General features: G+C 75.1%; 11 protein-coding genes. 3 read left to right on the forward strand and 8 right to left on the reverse strand.

Features of this window, described 5'->3' with window-relative positions:
* Window positions 1–36: 36 nt before the first annotated feature.
* Window positions 37–774, forward strand: coding sequence for an HpcH/HpaI aldolase family protein (locus ACI799_RS00665; protein ID WP_456599254.1), 738 nt, complete (start codon window positions 37–39; stop codon window positions 772–774).
* A gap of 3 nt (window positions 775–777) precedes the next feature.
* Here ACI799_RS00665 and ACI799_RS00670 read toward each other — a convergent pair whose 3' ends face one another.
* Window positions 778–2076: a D-arabinono-1,4-lactone oxidase gene (locus ACI799_RS00670; protein ID WP_456599320.1), complete on the reverse strand. Its 1299-nt coding sequence runs from the start codon at window positions 2074–2076 to the stop codon at window positions 778–780.
* A 201-nt stretch (window positions 2077–2277) separates the two neighbouring features.
* Between ACI799_RS00670 and ACI799_RS00675 the strand changes: the two genes are divergently transcribed.
* Complete coding sequence (locus ACI799_RS00675) at window positions 2278–2934, forward strand: TetR/AcrR family transcriptional regulator (RefSeq protein WP_456599255.1); 657 nt, start codon at window positions 2278–2280, stop codon at window positions 2932–2934.
* 2 nt (window positions 2935–2936) lie between these two features.
* On the opposite strand, the gene ACI799_RS00680 is transcribed toward ACI799_RS00675, so the two are convergent.
* From ACI799_RS00680 to ACI799_RS00710, 7 genes are read right to left on the reverse strand one after another with little or no spacing between them, the layout of a single operon-like run.
* Window positions 2937–3707 carry an enoyl-CoA hydratase-related protein gene (locus tag ACI799_RS00680; protein WP_456612102.1) on the reverse strand — a complete coding sequence of 257 codons (771 nt, stop codon included), beginning with the start codon at window positions 3705–3707 and terminating at the stop codon, window positions 2937–2939.
* On the reverse strand, window positions 3700–5301 hold the full coding sequence (locus ACI799_RS00685) for a class I adenylate-forming enzyme family protein (RefSeq protein WP_456587987.1): 1602 nt from the start codon (window positions 5299–5301) through the stop codon (window positions 3700–3702). Before ACI799_RS00685 ends, ACI799_RS00680 begins: the two co-directional genes overlap by 8 nt.
* Window positions 5291–7339 (reverse strand): ATP-binding protein, encoded by a 2049-nt coding sequence (locus ACI799_RS00690; protein WP_456612103.1) that lies wholly within the window; start codon window positions 7337–7339, stop codon window positions 5291–5293. Before ACI799_RS00690 ends, ACI799_RS00685 begins: the two co-directional genes overlap by 11 nt.
* Window positions 7336–8916 carry an acyl-CoA carboxylase subunit beta gene (locus tag ACI799_RS00695; RefSeq protein ID WP_456587985.1) on the reverse strand — a complete coding sequence of 527 codons (1581 nt, stop codon included), beginning with the start codon at window positions 8914–8916 and terminating at the stop codon, window positions 7336–7338. Before ACI799_RS00695 ends, ACI799_RS00690 begins: the two co-directional genes overlap by 4 nt.
* Window positions 8913–10688 (reverse strand): acyclic terpene utilization AtuA family protein, encoded by a 1776-nt coding sequence (locus ACI799_RS00700; RefSeq protein ID WP_456612104.1) that lies wholly within the window; start codon window positions 10686–10688, stop codon window positions 8913–8915. The genes ACI799_RS00695 and ACI799_RS00700 overlap by 4 nt, the downstream gene beginning before the upstream one ends.
* Window positions 10685–11491, reverse strand: a complete 807-nt coding sequence (locus tag ACI799_RS00705) for a TIGR03084 family metal-binding protein (protein ID WP_456599260.1) — start codon at window positions 11489–11491, stop codon at window positions 10685–10687. Before ACI799_RS00705 ends, ACI799_RS00700 begins: the two co-directional genes overlap by 4 nt.
* Window positions 11488–12633, reverse strand: a complete 1146-nt coding sequence (locus ACI799_RS00710) for an acyl-CoA dehydrogenase family protein (RefSeq protein WP_456612105.1) — start codon at window positions 12631–12633, stop codon at window positions 11488–11490. The genes ACI799_RS00705 and ACI799_RS00710 overlap by 4 nt, the downstream gene beginning before the upstream one ends.
* 178 nt (window positions 12634–12811) lie before the next feature.
* On the opposite strand from ACI799_RS00710, the gene ACI799_RS00715 reads away from it, so the two are divergent.
* Entirely contained in the window at window positions 12812–13834 is a 1023-nt protein-coding gene (locus ACI799_RS00715; RefSeq protein ID WP_456612106.1) for an LLM class F420-dependent oxidoreductase, read from the forward strand.
* Window positions 13835–13873 lie beyond the last annotated feature (39 nt).

Here is a 13873-nt window from a genome sequence, read left to right on the forward strand (position 1 = left end):
GATCGAACCGGTTCGGGTGCGGAGAGGGAGGGCCGGATGGCGGGCAGCGCGGCGGGGTTGCGACGGCGGTGGTCGCAGGGCCGGGCCTGCCACGGGCTGTGGAACGTGCTGCCCGGGGCGGTGACCGGTGAGCTGCTCGCGCGGACCGGCGCCGACTACGTGGTCGTCGACCTGCAGCACGGGGCGACGACCGAGGCCGAGCTCCCGGGGATCTGCGCGGCGGTCACCGCCGCCGGCTCGGTGCCGCTGGCCCGCACCCGCAGCGCCCTGTTCCCCGACGTCGGGCGGCCCCTGGATCTCGGCGCCGGTGGCGTGATCGTGCCCAACGTCCGTGACGCCGAGCACGCCCGCGAGATCGTCGCCGCCTGCCGGTACGCGCCGGGCGGGGGACGGTCGGTCGGCCGGCTCTCCGGCGGGGCGGAGGAGCCGCTGGTGTTCGTGATGGTGGAGGCGGCGTCCATGCTCGCCGATCTCGACGCCGTCCTCCGCGTGGAGGGCATCGACGGTCTCTACGTGGGCCCCGGCGACCTCGCGTTGTCGCTGGAGCTGACCGGCGCCGACCGGCGGACCGAGCTGCGCACCGTCCTCTCCTCGATCATCGCCCGGGCGCGGGCCGCCGGGGTTCCCGTGGGGGTGCACGCCCGCAGCGGCGAGGAGGCGGCGGGCTTCGCCGCGGAGGGCGCCACCGTGGTCACCGTGGCCGTGGACGCCGTCTCGCTGGGCGAGGCCGCGGCGCACCACCTCGGCGTCGCCCGGGACGCCGGCCCCGGCTGACCGTCACCCGAACGCGGCGACGGTCCGGTCCAGGAAGTCGTTGCGGAAGGCGCCACGCGGATCGAAGCGGCGGACCAGCTCCCGGAACGCGGGCATCCGCGGGTACAGCGCGGCGAGCTCGTCGGCGCCCGTGGTGAAGAGCTTCCCCCAGTGCGGTCGGGCGCCGAAGGGGCGCAGCGCCGCCTCGATCTCCGGCAGCAGGGCGCGCACGGGCGCCTCCTCGGGCAGCCAGGTGAAGTGCAGCGCCAGGACGTCCCCGCCGTAGGCCGGGCTCAGCCACAGGTCGTCCGCCGCCACGGTGCGCAGCTCGCTCACCTGGAGGAGCGGGGCGATCCGCGGCGCGAGGGAGCGCAGCGCGTCGCAGGCCTGCTGCCCGTACCGGCGCGGGACGAAGTACTCGGTCTGCAGCTCGTCGCCGTTGCTGGGGGTGAAGCCGGTCCGGAAGTGCGGCAGCCGTTCGTGCCACTCGCCGGGCAGGCCGAGCTGGTCGGTCAGGTTCTCGACCGGGGTGCCGGGCAGCATGTGCGTGGGCTCCGTCGCGGCCCGGGCGCCGAAGAACTCCTCCGGCGTGACGTCGTGCTCGTCGGTGCGCGCCTTCACCCACACCTGCGTCACCTCGTGCCAGTCGGTGAACACGCTGACGCTGTAGGCGGCGTCGGCCACCGCGTCGAAGTCGGCGAACAGGCGGTCCCAGGTCAGCCCGACGAAGACGGTGGTGCGGACCTGGAAGGTCGGCTGGAAGCGCAGGCCGATCCGGGTCACCACCCCGAGCGCACCCAGGTGGACGACGGCGCCGGCGAGGTCGGGGTGGCCGGCCCCCAGCGTCACGAGCTCGCCGTCGGACCGGACGAGCTCCAGACCCGCCACCGCGGTGCTGAGCGAGCCGCTCCGGTTGCCCGACCCGTGCGTTCCGGTGGCCGTGGCCCCCACGACGGTGATGTGCGGCAGCGAGGCGAGGTTGTGCAGCGCGAAACCCTGCTCGGCCAGGCGGGGCACCACCTCGCTGTAGCGCGCGCCACCGGGGATCCAGGCGACACCGCCGGCCTCGTCGCTGCCCCGTTCGACCGTCACCTCGCCGGGTAGCACGTCGAGGGCCACCAGCTCGGCGGTGGTGTCGGCGATGTCGTTGAAGCAGTGCCGCGAGCCGAGCGCCTTGACGCGGTGGCCGGCGGCGACGACGGCCTGCAGCTCGGCGAGGCTGGTCGGCCGGTGCAGCCGCGCCGCGCGGTAGGAGACGTTCCCGGCCCAGTTGGTCCTCGGCCCCGCGGTACCCGCCGGGGCACCGGACGACATCTCGTGCATGCTCACTCGCGATCTGCTGGGGGAGGGCGACCGGGCCGCCCGCCGGAGGAGTCGATGATGCGCGACGCGGGTCGCGCGCCCTCCGGCCGCCCCGTGGACGACGGCCACGGCCTAGGGGGCGCCCCGGCGGGGTCGGCGGCGTGCGCCGGCTCGCGGGCGCGGTGTGGCAGGCTGCTCCGGCCCGGTTCTCTCGGAGGTGGCATGCCAGGCGCGGAGCAGGAGCAGCTGCCGGTGACCGACCGGGGCCGGCGGACGCGGGCCGCCCTGCTGCAGGCCGGGCGCGAGCTGTTCGAGGAGCGCGGGTTCGCCGACGTCCGGATCGACCTGGTGGCGGAGCGGGCCGGCGTCTCGCACGGCACCTTCTACACCTGGTTCGACTCGAAGGAGTCGCTGCTCCGGGCGATCGTGGCGGTCGTCGTCGAGGACGTGTTCGCCGCGACCACCGTCGGCTCGCGGCTGCCGCCCGACGACCCGTACGGGCGGATCGAGGCGGCCAACCGGCTCTACCTCGGCGCCGTCACCCGGCACGCCCGCATCCTCCGGGTGCTCGACTCGCTGGCCGACACCCGTGAGGAGTTCCGGCGGCTGCGGGTCGACGTCCGCGAGGCCTTCGTGCGCCGCGGGATGGAGGGTCTGCTGCGGCTGCAGGAGCTGGGGCTGGCCGACCGCACCCTTCCGCCGCGGGCCACGGCCAGCGCCCTCGGCGCGATGGTCGAGTCGTTCGCGCACCTGTGGCAGGACCCCGTGGAGGACCTGGACGAGGACGCCGCCGTGGACGTCCTGACCCGGCTCTGGGCCGGGGCGATCGGCCTGCCGCCCGCCGCCTGGCCGGACGGCGGGGCCGGTCGCCCCGGCTGAGCTCAGGCGTCGAGGCCCCAGGCCGGTCGGTGCTTCTCCAGCAGCGCGGCGATGCCCTCCCGCGCCTCGGCCGAGGCGAACCGCTCGGCGGACACCTCCGCCATGCGGCGGAAGTCCTCCTGCAGGTCGGCGCCGGGCAGCTCGCGGAGCAGCCGCTTGGTGACCGCGAGCGCCTCCGGGGCGCCGCGGCCGAGCTGCTCCACGAGCTCGTCGACGGCGGCGTCGAGCCGGTCGTCGGGCACGACCCGGTCGAGCAGACCGGCCGCCCCGGCCCGGGCACCGTCGAACGGCTCGCCGGTGAGGAACAGCTCCCGCGCCGCCCGCGGGTCCATCCGCCGCAGGACGGGGACGGCGATGATCGCCGGCGCCACACCGATCCTGACCTCGCTGAACGCGAAGGTTGCCGCCGCGGGGCCCACCGCGAGGTCGCAGGCCGCGATCAGGCCGAGTCCACCGGCCCGCGCCGGCCCGTTCACCCGGGCGACCACGGGCTTGGGCCCCGTCAGGAGCAGGGTCAGCACCTCCGGCAGGCCGACCGCGCCGGGAGCCCCGCCGGCCCGCTGCTCCTTCAGGTCGGCGCCCGAGCAGAACACCGGGCCCGCCCCGGTCAGCACCACCACGCGGACGGCGGCGTCGGCCAGCGCCGCACCCAGCGCCGCGTGGAGCTGCTCGACCAGGGCACGCGAGAGCGCGTTGCGGTTGTGCGGGGAGTCCAGGGTCAGCACGGCGGCCGGCCCCCGCCGGGCGACCTGGACCAGGCGGTCGTCAGGCACGGAACTCGTCCCGCAGCTCGTGCTTCTGGATCTTCCCGGTCGCCGTCTTCGGCAGCCCGGCGCGGACCTCGATCCGCTTGGGCACCTGGAAGCCGCCCAGGTGCTGCCTGCAGTGGGCGAGCAGCCGCTCGGCCAGCGCGACCGGGTCGGTGTCCGGGTCGGCCGGCACGACCACCGCGGTCACTGCCTCGCCCCAGCGGTCGTCCGGCACCCCGATGACCGCCGCCTCGGCGATCTCGGAGGAGGCCAGCAGCACCCGCTCCACCTCCACCGAGGAGACGTTCTCGCCGCCGGTCTTCACCATGTCCTTGACCCGGTCGGTGAACCAGACGACGCCCTCGTCGTCGAGGTGGCCGACGTCGCCGCTGTGGAACCAGCCGTGCGCGAACGCGGCGGTGTTGGCGGCCGGGTTGTTCCAGTAGCCGCTCATCACGTGCGGGCCGCGGTAGACGATCTCGCCGGTCTCGCCCGCGGGCAGCAGGGCGCCGGCCGGGTCCATGATCCGGGTGTCGACGGTGACCGTGGACGGACCCCAGGACGCCGCCTTGGTCTCCTGGTGCGCCGGCCACTGGAACACCGTCGCGGGTACGCACTCGGTCTGCCCGGAGCCGAGCAGCACCTGGGCGTTGGGGAAGGCGGCGGCGATCGCGGTGATCCGCTCCTGGGGCATGGGGGCCATGGCGTAGATGCACAGCCGCACCGAGGAGAGGTCGCGGGTCCGGATCCCGGGGGAGGCCAGGAGCGCGCCGTACATCATCGGCAGCAGCATCAGGTGCGTCGCCCGCCGTTGCTCCACGACCTCGAGGAAGCCCTCCGGCTCGAACCCGCGGGGGAGCACGGCGGTGCCGCCGGTGAGCAGGATCGGCAGCAGGAGGGTGTCCAGCGCGGTCGTGTGGAACAGGGGGAGCACGATCGGCAGGACGGAGAACTCGTCCCCCCGCCGGTGGCCGGTCTGCAGCGCGTTGCTCAGCACGCCCACGTGCACCGAGAGGTGGCTGGTGAGCACGCCCTTGGGCCGGGCCGTGGTACCCGAGGTGTAGAGGCAGTGCAGGGTGTCGCGGTCCTCGACGATCACCTGGACCGGGGTGGGGTCGGTGGCGACGTCGTCCCAGCGCCGCACGTCGCGGCCGGCGACCGACGCCGGGGCCTGGTCGCCGGTCACGATCACCGTGGTGATCTGCGGCAGCTGCGGCAGCACCGCCTCCAGCAGCGGGAGGAACGGCGGATCGGCGACGACGGTGCGGGTGCCGGAGTCGGCGAGGATCCAGCCGATGTCCTCCGGTGCCAGCATGAGGTTCACCGGGAGCGCCACCAGCCCCGCCTTCGCGCAGCCGAAGAAGCTGGCGGCGAAGCGCCACGAGTTGCCCAGCAGGAAGGCAACGGGCTCCTGGCGGCCCACGCCGGCGTCGAGCAGGCCGCGACCGAACGCCTCGGCCGCCCCGTCGAGCCGCGCGTAGCCGATCTCCTCGTCGCCGTCGACGATCGCGGTGCGGTGGGCGAACAGCTGGGCGGTGCGGGTCAGCATGTCGCCGACCGAGAAGCGGGTCGCGAGGTTGAGCTCCAGGGGGTCGACCCCGGACAGGTCAGGACGCATGGCTGTTCCCTTCGGTCTCGGTCTGCGGTGCGGGGGGTTCGCCGACGACCGCGAGGACCGCGCCCGTCTCCACCTGCCGGCCCACGTCGGCGTGCAGGTGGGTGACCACCCCGTCGGCCGGCGCGACCACGGGGTGCTCCATCTTCATGGCCTCCAGGACCAGCACCAGCTGGCCCGCGGCGACCTGCTCGCCCTCGGCCACCGCCACCCGGACCACGGTTCCGGGCATGGCGGCGGTGAGGGATCCGGGCTGCACGGCGGCGCCCGGCTCCGGGAACCGGGGCTGCTCGACCAGCGTGCTGCCGCCCTCGGGACCGTCGACGTGCCAGCGGTCGCCGTCGGCGTGCACGTCGTAGGTGCTGCGCAGCCCGCCGAGCTCGAGGTCCAGCCGCACCCGGCCGGGGGCCGGGACCGACGTACCGAGGACTGTGAGCGGCACGGGCTCGCCGTCCACGTCGGCGGTGACGCCTGCCGAGCCGATCCGGTAGCGCACCGTGCCGGTGTCGAAGACCGTGACCTGCGGGGCGGTGGGGTTGTTGCGCCAGCCCGACGGCAGCCCGCCCAGCACCGCCGCGCCGGCCCGCCGCAGCGCCGCCCCGGCCAGCGCGGCCACGACGGCGTGCCGGCGCCGGGCGGCCTCGTCGACCAGCGGGGCGGCCAGCTGCGCCAGCCCGTGCCGGTCGAGGAACCCCGTGTCGGTCTCCCCGGCGAGGAAGGCCTCGCTGCGCAGCACGCGCACCAGCAGGTCTCGGTTGGTGGTCAGCCCGTGCAACCGCGCCCGGGCCAGCGCCCCGGCCAGCGCCAGCGCCGCCGACGACCGGTCGGGCGCCCAGGCGATGACCTTGGCCAGCATCGGGTCGTAGTGCACGCCGATCTCGCCGCCGGCCTCCACCCCGCTGTCGACCCGGATGCCGGGCCCGGCGGTGGTGCGGAAGGCGGTGTCGGCCGGGATCGCGAAGTCGGCGAGCCGCCCCGACTGCGGCAGCCAGCCGCGCGCCGGGTCCTCGGCGTAGAGCCGCACCTCGATCGCCGAGCCGGACGACGTGGCCGACACGGCCGCCGCCGGCAGCGGACGGCCGGCGGCGACGTCGAACTGCAGGCGGACCAGGTCCAGCCCGGTGACCGCCTCGGTGACCGGGTGCTCGACCTGCAGCCGGGTGTTCATCTCGAGGAAGAAGAACTCGCCCGACTCGTCGAGCAGGAACTCCACCGTGCCGGCGCCGACGTAGCCGATCGCCCGCGCGGCGGCCACCGCGGCCTCCTGCAGCCGGGCCCGGAGCTCGGGGCCGACGGCGGGGGAGGGGGCCTCCTCGACGACCTTCTGGTGCCGGCGCTGGATGGAGCACTCCCGCTCGAACAGCGCCACCGTGGTGCCGTGCCGGTCGCCGAACACCTGCACCTCGACGTGCCGCGGCCGCTCGACCAGGCGTTCGAGGAAGACGGTGCCGTCGCCGAAGGCCGAGGCCGCCTCCCGGCCGGCGCCGGCCACCGCGTCGGCCAGCTCGTCCGGCCCGCGCACGGCCCGCATGCCGCGGCCACCCCCGCCGAAGGAGGCCTTGACCAGCAGTGGGTAGCCCACCTCACCGGCGGCCTTCTCCAGGGTGTCGCCGGACAGCCCCGTGGCGTCCACGCTCGGCAGGGTCGGCACCCCGGCGCGGCTCATCAGCTCCTTCGCGGCGAGCTTGCTGCCCATGGCCTCGACGGCCTCGGGGTCGGGGCCGACGAACACCAGCCCCGCCGCTGCGACCGCACGGGCGAAGTCGGCGTTCTCGGAGAGGAAGCCGTAGCCGGGGTGGACGCAGTCGGCGCCGGCCCGCAGCGCGGCGGCCACCACGAGGTCGGCGCGCAGGTAGGTCTCGGCGGGCGTGCTGCCGGGCAGCCGGACGGCGACGTCGGCCTCGCGGACGAACGGCGCGTCGGCGTCGGCGTCGGAGTGCACCGCCACCGTGCGCAGGCCCATGGCGCGGGCGGTGGTGAAGACCCGCCGCGCGATCTCGCCCCGGTTCGCGACCAGGACGCAGCTCAGGGTGCGGCTCACAGCCGGAACACCCCCCATCCGTCGTGGAGCCCTCGGACCGGTGCGTTGGAGATCGCCGAGAGCGCCAGCCCGAGGACGGTGCGGGTGTCGCGGGGGTCGATGATGCCGTCGTCGTAGAGCCGGCCGGAGAGGAACAGCGCCAGCGACTCCGCCTCGATCTGCTGCTCCACCGCGGCGCGCATGGCGGCCGCGGCCTCCTCGTCGTAGTCGCGGCCGCGGGCCCGGGCGCTGGCCCGGCCGACGATGTCGAGCACGCCGGCGAGCTGGGCGGCGCCCATGACCGCGCTCTTGGCGTTGGGCCAGGTGAAGAGGAAGCGGGGGTCGTAGGCGCGGCCGCACATGCCGTAGTTGCCGGCGCCGTAGGAGGCGCCGATGTTGAGGGTGATGTGCGGGACCGCGCTGTTCGAGACCGCGTTGATCATCTGCGACCCGGCCTTGATGATCCCGTCCTGCTCGTACTCGGTGCCGACCATGTAGCCGGTGGTGTTCTGCAGGAACAGCAGCGGGGTGTCGGTCTGGTTGGCCAGCTGGATGAACTGCGCGGCCTTCTCGGCGTCCTGCCGGAACAGCACGCCGCGGGCGTTGGCCAGCACGCCGATCGGGTAGCCGTGGATGCTCGCCCACCCGGTGACCAGGGAGGTGCCGTACAGCGGCTTGTGCTCGTCGAAGCGGCTGCCGTCGACGATGCGGGCGAGCACGTCGCGCGGGTCCAGCGGCTGCCGCAGGTCGGCGGGCGCCAGGTCGAGCAGCTCCTCGGGGTCGTGCAGCGGGGGGTCGGCCGGGCGTGAGGGGCCCGGGCCCCGCTTGCGCCAGTTGAGGTTGCGCACGATCTGCCGGCCCAGCCGGATGGCGTCGACCTCGTCGACGGCGAGGTGGTCGGCGCTGCCGGAGACGCGGGCGTGCATCGACGCCCCGCCGAGGGACTCCTCGTCGGCCTCCTCGCCGGTGGCCATCTTCACCAGCGGCGGTCCGGCCAGGAACACCTTGCTGCGCCCGTCGATCATCACCACGTGGTCGCTCATCCCGGGGACGTAGGCGCCCCCCGCGGTGCTGTTGCCGAAGACCAGCGCGACGGTGGGGATGCCCTGGGCGGAGAGCCGGGTGAGGTTGCGGAAGCCGCGGCCGCCGGGGATGAAGATCTCCGACTGGGTGGGCAGGTCCGCACCGCCGGACTCGACCAGGCTGACGAACGGCAGCCGGTTGGTCTCGGCGATGTCGTGCGCGCGCTGCGACTTGCGCAGCGTGTACGGGTTGGAGGTGCCGCCGCGGACCGTCGGGTCGTTGGCGGAGATCATCACCTCCACGCCCTCGACGACGCCGATGCCGGTGACGGTGCTCGCCCCGACGGGGAAGTCGGTGCCCCAGGCGGCGTAGGGGGAGAGCTCCAGGAAGGGGCTGTCGCGGTCGAGCAGCAGCTCGATCCGTTCCCGCACGGTGAGCTTGCCCCGGTCGCGGTGCCGGGCCACGGCGCTCTCGCCGCCGCCGGCGTTGGCGCGGCCGCGCTCCACCTCCAGCTCGGCCAGTCGTTCCAGCAGGGCCGCGCGGTTGCTCGCGGCCCGTTCGTCCAGCATCGTCATGAGCCCACCTCCGGGGGCAGCAGCCGGGCCGGGACGTCGACCACGCGGGAGCGCAGCCACTCGCCCACGGCCTTGGCCTGGGGGTCGAACCGGGTGCCCGCGGCGACGCCGTCGCCGAGGAGACCGGGTAGCTGGAACAGCAGCGCCCGCAGGCCGGGCAGCAGCTCGCGGGTGACCGGGAGGGCGGCGGCCTCGGGGAGCAGCGCCCGCAGCCGGTCGGGGGTGAGGAACGCGGCGAGCCAGGCGTAGCCGTCGTCGGAGCGCGCGTAGACGCCCAGGGTCGCCGCCCCGCCCTTGTCGCCGCTGCGGGCACCGGCGACCCGGCCGAGCGGGACGGCCGCGGTGGTGGCGTCGCCCGCCCACGTCGGCGCGGCGACAGGGTCGGGCGGCGGCGCGCCGGGAGCCGCCGCGGGGGCCGGGGACAGCGTCTCCGTCGTCCCGTCGGGCAGGCCGACGACCTGCGGCACCTCCCCGGCCGGCACCCAGGCCGCCGAGTACACCCCGTACGGCGAGGGGCTGGGCGGCGCGGCGGTGGCGTGGAAGCCCGGGATGCTGGCCAGGCCGAGCTCGATCACCGGGGCGGTGAAGCCCTTGCCCACCTTCCGGCGGTCGCGGTCCTTGACCGTGACGTGCAGCAGGGCCGCGGCCTCCTCCTGCACCGCCGCATCCGGCGAGTCGGTGCGGGCGAGCGCCACCGTGACGTCCTCGATCGCCTCGAGCGCGGGGGCGAGCTGGCGGCGCAGCAGCTCCGCCTTGCGCTCGACGTCCAGACCGGTCAGCGGCAGGGTCATGGAGTTCCGGAAGCCGCCGAGGCGGTTGACGGCCACCTTGAGCCACTCCCCGGCGGGCAGCCCGCGGGCGCCCGTGATCTCGACCCGGTCGGGGCCGGCCTGCCGCAGCCGCAGGCCGTCGAAGCGGGTGACGACGTCGGGGCCGCCGTAGGCGCTGCCGGTGAGCTCGTAGAGCAGCTGCTCGGTGACCGTCTCCACGGTGACCGCCCCGCCCGTGCCCGGGTGCTTGGTGATCACCGAGGTGCCGTCGGCGGCGATCTCGGCCAGCGGGAAGCCGATGGAGTCCAGCGCCGCGGGGTCGGCGTCGAGCAGCTCGGCGAAGAAGCTGAAGTTCCCGCCCGTCGCCTGGGCGCCGCACTCCAGGACGTGCCCGGCGACGGTGGCCCCGGCGAGCGCGTCCAGGTCGTCGGGCCCCCAGCCGTGGTGCCAGGCCGCCGGGCCGACGACGAGGCTGGCGTCGGTGACCCGGCCGGTGACGACGACGTCCGCGCCGCCCTGCAGGGCCCGGACGATCCCCCGGCACCCGAGGTAGGCGTTGGCGGTGAGGGCGTCGGGAACCTCGCCGTCCCCGGGTGGGGTGTCACCGGCGCGGAGCAGGCCGCGGTCGCGCAGGTCCGCGAGGCGGGGCAGCAGGTCGTCGCCACCGACCGTGGCCACCCGCACCGGCGTCCCGAGGCGCCGGCCGAGCTCGGTGACCGCCGCCGCGAGCCCCTGCGGGTTGAGCCCGCCCGCGTTGCTGACGATCCGGACGCCGCGCTCCAGCGCCGTGCCCAGGCACTCCTCCAGCTGGGAGAGGAAGGTGCGGGCGTACCCGGCGGCCGGGTCCTCGGCCTTCTGCCGGCCGAGGATGAGCATGGTCAGCTCGGCGAGGTAGTCGCCGGTGAGGACGTCGACCTCGCCGCCGTCCAGCATCTCGCGCATGGCGCTGTGCCGGTCGCCGTAGAAACCGGAGACGTTGGCGATGCGGAGGGGTGCGGTCACCGGGCACCGCCCAGCGGCTGCCGACCCGCGCCGGGGGGACCGGCGAAGGCCTGCGCGATCGACATCCACTCCTGCGCGGCCGGCCCGGTGACCTCCAGGGCGAGGTCGTCGCGGTGCCGGCGCTGGGTCACCAGCAGGCAGAAGTCCAGCGCCGGGCCGCGGACGGTGTCGGCGGCGTCCGCGGGCCCCCACGTCCACCGCTCGCCACCGGGCCCGGTCAGCTCCACGCGGACCGCGCGGTCGGGCACCGGCAGCCCGCGGACGGCGTAGGAGAAGGGCCGCGCGCGCACGCCGATCTCGGCGACCGAGCGCAGCCGCGGTGTGCCCGGGCGGTCCTGCCCGAGGGCGTCGACGACGTCCTGACCGTGCGCCCACGTCTCCATCAGCCGGGCGGTCACGAACGACGCCGGGCTCATCGGCGGGCCGAACCACGGCACCCGCACGCCGGGGTCGGTCGCGCGGAGGGCGGCTGCCAGCGCCTCCCGGCCGGCCCGCCAGTCGGCGAGGACCTCCGCGGGGGGCGTGTCCCGGCCCTCGGCGGTGCGCCGCTCGACGTAGTCGCCGGCTGCGTCGCCGAGCCCCTCGACCAGGGCGGCGAACCCGGCGGGGTCGGTCACGGCCAGGAGGGCGTCCCGGTCGAAGAACCGCAGGTGGTTGATCGTGTCGCGGACGTCCCAGCCGGCCGCGGGGGTGGGCGTGCGCCACCCGGCGTCGTCGAGCGGCGCCACCCGGGCGTCGAGGTCGGCGGACTCGGCCGTGAGGTCGTCGACCAGGGCGGCCAGCAGGGCGCTGCGGTCGCTCACGCGGAGAACCCCTGCATCCGGGCGAGCACCTGCAGCATCACCTCGTCGGCGCCGCCGCCGATCGAGGCGAGCCGGCTGTCCCGGAAGAACCGGGCGGTCCAGGTCTCCTCCATGTAGCCCATGCCGCCGTGGAACTGCAGGCACGTGTCGGCCACTTCGCGCAGCAGTCGGCCGGCGGTCAGCTTGGCCACCGTGGCCTGGCGGGTGGTGTCCTCGCCGTTCAGGTAGGCCTCCGCGCACGCGTAGTTGTGCGACTGCAGCAGGTCGACCTGCGCGGCGAGTTCCGCCAGCCGGAAGGCGATGTACTGGCTGGCCAGCAGCGGCCCGCCGAAGGCCTGGCGCTGCTGGAGGTGGTCCCGGGTGCGCTCCAGCGCCATCCGGCAGCTGCCCACCGCGCCGTAGGCGGCGAACATGCGCTCCACCACGAACTGCGACATCTGCTGCTGGAAGCCGCGGCCGACCGTGCCGATGGTGTTCGACACCGGCACCCGCACGTCCTCGAAGTACAGCTCGGCGGTGTCGGACGAGCGGTTGCCCAGCTTGTCGAGCTTCCGGGAGACGGCGAAGCCGGGGACGTCGGTGGGCACGATGATCTGGCTCATCCCGCGGTGCCCGCCCTCGTCGGAGGTGCGGGCCAGCAGGCACAGCCAGTCGGCCTGGGTGCCGTTGGTGATGTACAGCTTGCTGCCGTTGATGACCCACTCGTCGCCGTCCTGCACCGCGCGGGTGCGCAGCCCGGCGACGTCGGAGCCGGCGCCGGGCTCGGTCACCGCGATGGAGCAGACGGCGGTGCCCCGGATCGCGGGCTCCAGGTAGCGGTGCTTGAGCTCGTCGCTGCCGAACTCGTGCAGGGACGGCGTCGCCATCATGGTCTGCACGCCGATCGCCATCGGCACGCCGGCGCACCCGGAACGGTGCAGCTCCTCGCACAGGATCACGCTGAACAGGTGATCGGCGCCCTGCCCGCCGTACTCGGGGTCGTACTCGAGCCCCAGCAGGCCGAGCTCGCCGAGCTTCGGGAACAGCTCGTGGGCCGGGAAGGTGCCCGCCGCCTCCCACTCGTCGACGTGGGGGGCGATCTCCCGGTCGACGACGTCGCGCACCAGCTTCCGGAAGGCGTGGTGCTCGTCGGTGAAGCGCATCGGAACTCCCGGTGGGAATGGCCGACGGCAGCGCCACCGGCCGAACTTGACGACGCCGTCAGGTCTATCAGCCGGGTGTGACCCGCACAACAACCCGCTGCGCTAACGTCGCGCCTCGTCGCCGGCGCCCACGCCGGTCGACCGCCGTCGCACGGCACGCCGGACAGGAGGGGGCTCGATGAGGCTGGGGCTGGCGCTGGGGTACTGGGGGGCCGGGCCGCCGCCGGGTCAGGCCGAGCTGGTCGCCGAGGCCGAGCGCCTGGGCTTCGAGTCGGTGTGGACCGCGGAGGCGTACGGGTCCGACGCCCTCACCCCGTTGGCCTGGCTGGGCAGCGCGACCACCCGGTTGCGGCTCGGCACCTCGGTGGTGCAGATGTCCGCCCGGACGCCGACGGCCACCGCCATGGCGGCGCTGACGATGGACCACCTCTCCGGCGGGCGGTTCGTCCTGGGCCTCGGGGTCTCCGGACCGCAGGTGGTGGAGGGCTGGTACGGCCAGCCCTATCCCAGGCCGCTCGCCCGCACCCGGGAGTACGTCGAGGTGCTGCGGCAGGTGTTCGCGCGGCAGCCCGTGCGCCACGACGGCGAGCACTACCGCATCCCTTTCCCGGGCGGCACCGGGCTGGGGAAGTCGCTGCGGCCGACCGTGCACCCGCTCCGCACCGACATCCCGGTCCTGCTGGCGGCCGAGGGGCCGAGGAACGTGGCGCTGGCCGCGGAGATCGCCGACGGCTGGATCCCGCTGTTCTACTCACCGCACGACGACGGGCACTACCGGGAGTCGCTCGCCGAGGGCTTCGCCCGCCCGGGGGCCCGCCGGGGCGCCGACGGCTTCGAGGTCGCCTGCATGGTCCACGTGGAGGTGGCCGACGACGTCGACGCCGCGGCCGACCGCGTGCGGCCGATGCTCGCCCTCTACGTCGGCGGGATGGGTGCCCGGGGTGTGAACTTCCACTACGAGGTCTTCGCGCGCATGGGCTTCGAGGCCGAGTGCGCTCGCATCCAGGAGCTGTACCTGGCCGGCCGGAGGGACGAAGCGGCGGCGGCCGTCCCGCTGGCGATGGTGGAGAAGGTGGCGCTCGTGGGGTCACGGGCCAAGATCGCCGACGACCTCGCGGCCTGGGAGGAGTCGCTCGTCACCACGATGCTGGTCGGTGGCTCTCCGGAGACCCTGCGCATGATGGCCGAGCTCACCGGCTGACGACGGCGCCGGGAGTTCACCTGGACACCCTCGCCCCCG

This window comes from Blastococcus sp. SYSU DS0753 (assembly GCF_054051175.1).

What these genes read in the sequence shown, in the direction of transcription:
- ACI799_RS00665 (WP_456599254.1), top strand. Translation starts at nt 37, where the DNA reads ATGGCGGGCAGCGCGGCGGGGTTGCGACGGCGGTGGTCGCAGGGCCGG.
- ACI799_RS00670 (WP_456599320.1), bottom strand. Translation starts at nt 2,076, where the DNA reads ATGCACGAGATGTCGTCCGGTGCCCCGGCGGGTACCGCGGGGCCGAGG.
- ACI799_RS00675 (WP_456599255.1), top strand. Translation starts at nt 2,278, where the DNA reads ATGCCAGGCGCGGAGCAGGAGCAGCTGCCGGTGACCGACCGGGGCCGG.
- ACI799_RS00685 (WP_456587987.1), bottom strand. Translation starts at nt 5,301, where the DNA reads ATGCGTCCTGACCTGTCCGGGGTCGACCCCCTGGAGCTCAACCTCGCG.
- ACI799_RS00695 (WP_456587985.1), bottom strand. Translation starts at nt 8,916, where the DNA reads ATGACGATGCTGGACGAACGGGCCGCGAGCAACCGCGCGGCCCTGCTG.
- ACI799_RS00710 (WP_456612105.1), bottom strand. Translation starts at nt 12,633, where the DNA reads ATGCGCTTCACCGACGAGCACCACGCCTTCCGGAAGCTGGTGCGCGAC.
- ACI799_RS00715 (WP_456612106.1), top strand. Translation starts at nt 12,812, where the DNA reads ATGAGGCTGGGGCTGGCGCTGGGGTACTGGGGGGCCGGGCCGCCGCCG.